Below are 7,801 nucleotides of genomic sequence, written 5' to 3' on the forward strand. Positions count from 1 at the left end.
CTGTAAAACAGCTCATAGTAGGTTTCGATACTCGTCTTTTTCATCCCGCAACTTTAGCTCAGAATTCAAAGCACATCAAGATGCAGTTCGTCGGAGGGATACATTTAAAGTCTCTTGCTTTAACTCCATTCTGATTGTTCGAATAATGCGTAATTGTCTTTGATAAGTCGGAGTCCACTGATACTTGAACGAATTTTGTCAAAATACGCAAGTCATCAGTCAAGTCCTTTTGATTTTTGAATAGTGCTGTCAAACTTTGGCATCCATTAACCACGAAGAATGTTTCAATTGTTAGTTTTTCGGGATTATCTTCAGGTGTCTCGGTTATTTGATTTGTAACTATTGTAATGCCGTTATGAAATAAAGGGAATTTTTTATGAAGAGATTTGTCCTTTATACTTTTTACAATATCTCTGTTAACGTTTGTTCCACCTAAAGGTCCGCGAACATTGTATGCAAAAACAGATTGTTCTGAAATGCCTGGCATTTTAACTAATTAGTTTGCTTTAATTGGTGCTATAAATGCTAAAGTAGAGCTGTCTACAAAGTGTTTTGAAACATTTAAACCTGAAATGTCAAATGTTGCTTTTAGATTTTGTGGGACATTTCTTGAATGTGAAATGTATGTTGTTTCAAGGGTTTGTTTGCCAATAAACTCGATATTGTCAGTGGCTGCTAAATAAGCAATACCATTGGAATCTAATTCTACATTACAAATAAAAATGCCGCGAACTTTATATTGGTCGTATAGATTTAAAATTTGGAGTCGCTTTATTAATGATACCACTTGTGCAGAACCACCAGTGTCTAACAAATTTTGAATTGATTCCTTGCTATCAAATTGTGATAGTGTTCCGAAAAACTCTTTTAAAATTGTGTCGCCAATTGTTTTGGTGGCTTTCTGTGAAATTTTTGTTTGGAAAATATCAATTGTTCCGTTTGCTTCATTTATATAAATACCGTCAACTCCTTTGTCTCCGTTTTGGTCGCAAACTGAGTCAACGGCTTCAAGGGTGTCAAGTCGATAATAGTTTTCCAAATACCAAATTAGAAACGAAGCACTTTCAGTTCGTTTCGGGTCAATGTGTTCCTTGAAGTTGTCAAGAATGTCTGGATATTCTAATTTTATCATATTGTTGCTTGTTATGATGTTGTCGTTTTTGCTTGCCACTAACGTTGGTACATATGACGTGCAGGGTTTTTGAAAGGCGTCACTGTCCCACGTTGATATACTAAATTAGTTGATTACACTTAAATGGCAACACCAAACCCCTGCATGGCATATGTATTTTGTTGTAGGGCGTTTAGTCACCGTCCCCTTCTTTTAATTTCTCGTCCTAAAAAGTATCCTGTCGTCAGTCCATGTAATACTCCAAAAACTAGAAATGGAAGTAGTCCAAAAACAGTCCAACTCATAAATGCTGATTTAAAACCATTCAGTCCGTAGTTAATTGAATTCATAATTCCACTTGTCACTGAACAGGTTATGAATAACAAAAACCACATTGTCAAAAGGGTCAGTCCCCCAACTATGAAATGATTTTTTTGTCCTTTAATTATCAGTTCTCCAATGAGTCCGCCTATTATCAATATTTCAATTATTATAAAGGCTGTCTGTATACTCACAAACAGATAGTTATCAATAAAGTCCTTCATTAATGTCGAGAGTGCATTGTCTAAAGTTACTGTCGTTGTTGTTGGGTCTGCGAATATTAAAAAAGTCGATATGAAAATTGTCAGTATGGCCAACACTGAAACAATACAGTATTTCAAAAGTGTCTGTCTACCAATAGATTTTGCTGTCATACTAAATGCCCTACAACGGTTTCGGGCTTTGCGTTGGTGGGCTTTTGAAACCGTAAACTGTCTGCCAGCACCAAAGTTTATTAATTGCTCAAATGTTTCTATTTGCACTGTCCGCCCACTAACGCAAAACCCGTGTTATGCGTAGCTTTTATACTGTCTGTTTTACTTTACTTTCCTTCATTTTTGTCCTAACGCTACCTTCCAGCTTTTCCATTTCTAAAAGCCAATCTTTAAGATAGTCCTTGGTTACAACATAAATTACTGTCGATGTTGGTCTGTCGTTGTAGTGGAAATTTAGCAACAACCTTGAATATTTCACTTTTTCTAATTTTGGATTGTTGTCTTCTCCAACGGTCAATTCGTAAAGGTCAGTACTTAACAATAAAACAGGTAAGTAAAGCCAGTGCCTGAAATATTCATTTGACATTTCCTCAAACAACTCATTTGTTTCTGTTGTACTTTTTTCGCAAAACCAACAAAGTTTTGACAAACTAGAATACAATTCGTCAGGATGTGAAGCCATAATTTCATTGTCCTTCTTTTTTGAGAAGGAACAATATTGAGTATAAAAATTTTGACTTTGGTCGTAAAGTTGTTCGGTAAATGCTGAGTAGGAATCATATTTTATTCCTGTCGGCACGGTTAAAATTTCTTTGAAGATGTCTTCGGGAGTATTCGGGTTAAATTGCAACTTTGTCAGCAGAACTAGAGGGAAGTCATTATTTTTTAATTCAAAATAATAGCGAATTTTACAACTTACTCTGTCAAAGTCACCGCTTGAAAAATCATTGTATGTTTCTGCAACAATGTCAATTTCCCGGTTCTTATTTGTTACTGGGTCTTGAAAAATAACATTGGATTCTACAAAAAAACCGCTGTCTGCCAAAAATTTTGAAATCTCCGATTCAAATAAATATCCTGATTTAGATATTGCTTTTAATATTTGGTCTTCTGTCATCTTTGTCGTTTTACTAAAGTTACGCATAACGGTTTGGCGCTTGGCGAAGAAGCGGATTTCGAAGCACTAAACTGTCTGCCAGCACTGAACTTGATACGAAGCACAAAGCTTCATTTAAGCACTGAACCCGCTTTTTTGCCAAACGCCTGTTAGCACCAGTTTTTCTTTCTGTCGGCAATGTCAAGTCCATAAAAGTGCTGGATTTACTAAGTTCAAATCTTTGAAGTCTGGCTTATACCAGTCAACATTTGAATTGCCGGTCAATGAATTTTCTTTACGATTTATTTCTATGAAATATAAATTTTCGTCTGTCTGTGGTTTGCCGTAAGAGAACCATTTCCAATAAATTTTGTCAGCCGAACCAATAGTAAGTTTATTTTCAAATTCAGAAATGTCTTGCGGGTTGAAAATGGTCAATGTTTCCTTTTCATTAAAAGTCAAAGTCAGAGTGTTTAATATACTGTCAAAAGTCGCTAATTCGAGTTGGTGATAATTGTCGTAAGGTCTACCAAACCAATGTCCATAAAAACATAAAGAACCGCCTTTTACTTGTCCTTGTTTCTTATTGTATTTTTCTACAAATTCTTCTGTCAATAATTTCGCTATCAAAGTTTCTGTTTGTTTTTTGTCTTCCGATTTTTTTGATAAAAGTCGATATAAAATAAGTCCTGTTATAATTGCTCCTATGGTTATTGCTGTCGTCATAAAATTGGTGCTAACATCCCAATAAATCTAACTCCCCTTCCCAGTGTCGTGTATATTCGTTTTGTGCGGAGTGGATTTTTTGGCTGTTTCCGTTGTCAAATTAAGCAATTCGGTGATTTGATCAAGGGGTGAGACCATATTTTTGTTGGAAATCGCCTGCACAGGGCTAGGGCTATAAATTTAATTTCTATGGATTAGGAATTTGACTGGCCCATCCGGTGATGAATGAGTCGAAGATTGTCCCTTTTGAAATCAATAGGTTGTAATAGCTTGCGCTCCATCTGATTTAAAATCCAGAGATAAAACCTCCATATTGCAAAATTGAAGGAGACCTGGTTATTCATTTGAGTTGAGAAAATATTCTTAAATCCATCTATTTCAGGTTTTTCAGGTTCGCATTATTGACCAAAGAGGTCATTTGGGTAATGGCAATTTGGTTCAGTTGAGTGAGTCGCTCCGATTGATTGAGTCCTTGACGAATCAGCACGGCATTGATGCTTTCCGGATTGGAGAGCACGACTAGTTGTTCCAGAGTGGCATCATCCCGCATGTTGCCATTGGCATCTGGATTTTCAGCTCGCCAATCGGCAGCAGTTTTGCCAAAAAGAGCCATGTTCAATAAATCCGCTTCGGAAGCATAGACCAAAGACGTTTGTTTACCGGTGAGTTTTTCAGGAATCAATCGTTCTTTTATGGCATCAGTGTGAATGGTATAATTGACTTTGGCAAGGGTGCGTTGCAGATTCCAGTCCAGCTTTTGGCGGCTATTTTCGTCTTCTTTGAGGCGTTGGAATTCTTTAATGAGGTAGAGTTTGAATTCAGCGCTGATGGCAGAGCCAAATTCAAAGGCAATGTCTTTGTGGGCGTACGTTCCGCCATATCGTCCTGCTTTTGAAAAAATTCCAATAGCGTTGGTTTTCTCCACCCATTGCGTAGGGCTTAATACAAAAGACGGAAGACCTGCCTGCGTTTTAAAGTGGTCAAATTCGACCACTTTAAAATCGGGGTTATAAATTTTCTCCCAAGTACCCAGAAATTCGAGGGTTGTACGTGTACGAATCCAATTTTTAATTACATCGGCAGCACGACTTTCATCTGTTTTGGCTTTTGCCATATCGGTAATACAGATATAGTCTTCTCCATGGAAATCTGTAAGGGAGATCGTTACTTGCTGTACTTCAATAATTTTACTTTTTGCCATAAGTATCTATTTAAACCGAAACCAAAAACCAAGTGATTAAATCGAAATTGTCCAGTTGGAATTTTTCATCCACCTTAACGTTTTGCTTTACTCGGGATAAAGCGTCCTTGTCGCCTTTTCTCAATTTTGATAAAAGGTCTTTTGCTTCTGTACCCATTACTTTTTTGGTAGTGCCGTCTTCCTGAATTTGTTCTTCAACTGCTTGGCTATCTAACCACGCTTTTAGAGCGTTAACCAAACCCTGAATAGCAGCATCTTCTCCTTTATCTATCGCATCAGGCACAAATCGGTCTTTGTCCTTATGATGAGTCAAAGCATCCAACACATCTTTTTGATTGAGCAAAATCAATTTGCCTTGCTTATTGATGTAGATAATGTCAAAAACTTTGTATTCGTGTTGAGTAGCTTTTGCAGGTCGTGCCGGATATCCTAGCAGTGCAATCAAGCCGTTTTCGGCGCAAACAGAGGTGTCGGCTTTAAAACCAGTGTAAACCCCTTTTGGCATCCGCAGGTATTTGGCCTTGTCTTTATTGAATTCCTCCAGTAAATCTTGTCTGTAACGCTCCAGAGAGAGGTCATCAAAACCAAAAGTTTCATTACCCTCCAAGTCATCAAAAGTCACTTGCATTTGCTCCATCATGCGGTTTTTCATGCGTTGATCCCGCGTTTCATCATGAATCATATCCTGAAAAGTTTCTGAGAATTTTTCATCTACTTCTGCACCTGCCAGCTTCATGGCAGCCATACGTTGTTCAATTCTTCCCTGAAGATTTAAGTAGGAATTGATATTGTTGGATGGCCAGAAATTGATGCCAAAAATTTTCTTGTTTGGACTTCCCAAACGGTCAATACGTCCCAAACGCTGAATGATTCTTACGGGATTCCAATGAATATCGTAATTGATGACCATATCAGCATCTTGCAAGTTTTGCCCTTCGCTCAAAGCATCAGTGGCAATCAGAATATCAATCGGCTGTTGAACTTTAGCATAGGTTTTCGGATGATTTTCTGCCACCCAGGAAATCCATTCGTGATATGCTTCTATTCCTTTTTTAGGTGTTTGAAAGTCCCATTCCTTCTCCATATAAAGTTTGGTGTATGGGGCAAAGCGTTCTAGAATAGGTTCAAAATTTTTCGTTTCTTCATCTGAATCACTGGTCTGTGACCCAGAACCTGAAACCATTGAAAGCTTGTCAAAGCCACGACTTCTCAGTTGGTCAAAAAGATACTGAGCAGTATCACGATAAACAGTGAAGATGACAACTTTTGCATTTGCATTGTTTTCACCCGAAGCTCTCTTCTTGTTGATTTCAGCTATCAGCGTTTGCAGTTTATCGTCTACTGAAACAAGGTTTCCGGGTCGTACAGTTTCCTTGCCGATTTTGTTTTCAACCTTTTGGAGGTTGATGAAAAGATTGTCAAGAGCATCCAAATCTTTCTTTAAATCTTTTTTGAAGTACTCCAAGTTACCTGAGGCGTCAATATCAGAAAGATTAATCTTTCGTTTTTTTCCTAAAGTGAGTTCTTCGTAATCGTCCTGCAAATCATCATCATCAAAAAGGCCTTCATCCTTTTCGTTTAGTTTGCTATTTGCTTTTCCTTCCTGATAGGCTTTTATTTTGTCTAAAGCATTTTGGTGATGGTCTTTTATTTTTTCAACGGTGGAGTAGAAGGAATACCATGAAGATTCTAAACGCTTAACCATCAAGATGTACATCATTTTAACCAAAAAGCGGTCTCTTTGCCTTTGGTCATGTAATACGTCCTTTTCTTCTTCGTCTTCTTCTTCCAGATAGAATGAGGGTTGGTAACCCGATAGCATTGGTGGAAAATGGTCGAACAATTCTTCGAAAGATTCGAAATTTCCTAATTGACTAGGCGTTACGAAAAGGTTGACGGGTTTGGTTTTGACTGGAAAAGTCAACCCTGTTTGTTGCCCTTCAATCATTTTCCGTGTACGAGCAACGATTAATGAATCGGTAAGTGTAAAAAAGTTGGCTGGTAGCTTTTTAATGAAATCGCTAATTCTAGGGCTTGGTTCTTCCCGCCATTCGTTGAACACTTTTTGTGCTGTACGGAATGTGTAGTCTAAATTTCTTATACCCAAAGTTTCTTCATAACCACCAACATCACCCTGCACCATTAATTTGAATTGATTTCGGATGTCGTTCAGTGAATTGTTTATTGGCGTAGCGGAAAGAAGGAGAACTTTTACATTTTCATTTTCTTTGAGAATCTGCTCAAGCAAAAATTTATAACGGTTTGATTTGTCATTTCTGAGGTTGTGGCTTTCGTCAATGACAATCAATTTTGGTTTGTCGTTGATAAAGTATTTGTCAGCACGGTCAACGTATTTCTCAACCCTGTCTTCGTGCATGTCGGTGTGGAATCGTAAGAAAAAATCAAATTGATCCTTTTCGAAGCGAGAATCTTGATGCTTTAAATATCTTCTCCAGTTATGTTCAAGCTTCTTTGGGCAAAGCAATAAAACTTCACGTCCTTGGAGTTGAAAAAATTTCATCACGGCTAAGGCACTCCATGTTTTACCCAAACCAACGGCATCAGCCAGAATTGCTCCGTTATATTTTTGAAGCATTCTAATTAAACTCAATACCCCTTTTTTCTGGAAATCATAAAGCGTGTTGTAAACAACTGAATTTTCTAAACGCCCGATTTGGCGATTAAAATCTGGGTCATTTTCAGTCTCCAATAATTGATTTCCGAATAATTCAAATAATACCTTATAGTAGAGTTCTCTAGGTGTATATTTAATAAAAATCCGCTCAATTGTATCCCTCCGACGAACTGCATCTTGATGCGCTTTGAATTCTGAGCTAAAGTTGCGGGATGAAAAAGACGAGTATCGAAACCTACTATGAGCTGTTTTACAGGTGGCAGCGATCCGGATTGAGTAAAGCAGCTTTTGCAGATCGAGAAGGGATTTCAAAAGTGAGTTTTTATGCTTGGTGCAAAAAGTTTGAAACCAAGCCCGATTCCCAGGATGCTTCCACCGGTTTTACCAGAATCGAACTGGCTGAGTCCGCTTCTCAGTCAGCGGTGGCCAAGATCAGCTATCCAAGCGGAGTCAGTGTGGAGCTGTTTGGGTCTTTTGATCCCGACCGGATCAAGGC

8 protein-coding genes are annotated in these 7,801 nt (G+C 37.9%); 1 reads left to right on the forward strand and 7 read right to left on the reverse strand.

Features of this window, described 5'->3' with window-relative positions:
- Window positions 1–58 precede the first annotated feature (58 nt).
- The 7 genes from C4S61_RS21320 to C4S61_RS21350 form a co-directional block, all read right to left on the reverse strand.
- Window positions 59–487, reverse strand: a complete 429-nt coding sequence (locus C4S61_RS21320; RefSeq protein ID WP_103926803.1) for an AIPR family protein — start codon at window positions 485–487, stop codon at window positions 59–61.
- Window positions 488–496: 9 nt separating this feature from the next.
- Window positions 497–1,132, reverse strand: a complete 636-nt coding sequence (locus C4S61_RS21325) for a hypothetical protein (RefSeq protein WP_103926804.1) — start codon at window positions 1,130–1,132, stop codon at window positions 497–499.
- 176 nt (window positions 1,133–1,308) lie between these two features.
- The gene (locus C4S61_RS21330; RefSeq protein WP_103926805.1) at window positions 1,309–1,806 is read right to left on the reverse strand and encodes a hypothetical protein; all 498 of its coding nucleotides are present in this window, start codon (window positions 1,804–1,806) and stop codon (window positions 1,309–1,311) included.
- Between the two features lie 148 nt (window positions 1,807–1,954).
- The gene (locus C4S61_RS21335; RefSeq protein ID WP_103926806.1) at window positions 1,955–2,764 is read right to left on the reverse strand and encodes a hypothetical protein; all 810 of its coding nucleotides are present in this window, start codon (window positions 2,762–2,764) and stop codon (window positions 1,955–1,957) included.
- 180 nt (window positions 2,765–2,944) lie between these two features.
- Window positions 2,945–3,469, reverse strand: coding sequence for a hypothetical protein (locus C4S61_RS21340; RefSeq protein WP_103926807.1), 525 nt, complete (start codon window positions 3,467–3,469; stop codon window positions 2,945–2,947).
- A 373-nt stretch (window positions 3,470–3,842) separates the two neighbouring features.
- Window positions 3,843–4,670, reverse strand: a complete 828-nt coding sequence (locus C4S61_RS21345; RefSeq protein ID WP_103926808.1) for a KilA-N domain-containing protein — start codon at window positions 4,668–4,670, stop codon at window positions 3,843–3,845.
- A gap of 10 nt (window positions 4,671–4,680) precedes the next feature.
- Entirely contained in the window at window positions 4,681–7,380 is a 2,700-nt protein-coding gene (locus C4S61_RS21350) for a helicase-related protein (RefSeq protein ID WP_200820634.1), read from the reverse strand.
- A 137-nt stretch (window positions 7,381–7,517) separates the two neighbouring features.
- On the opposite strand from C4S61_RS21350, the gene tnpA reads away from it, so the two are divergent.
- Window positions 7,518–7,801 (forward strand): IS66 family insertion sequence element accessory protein TnpA (tnpA, locus tag C4S61_RS22170; protein WP_200820635.1); only part of this gene is annotated, 284 nt, incomplete at its 3' end.

It is taken from the genome of Algoriphagus boritolerans DSM 17298 = JCM 18970, assembly GCF_900108085.1.
GTDB lineage: Bacteria > Bacteroidota > Bacteroidia > Cytophagales > Cyclobacteriaceae > Algoriphagus > Algoriphagus boritolerans.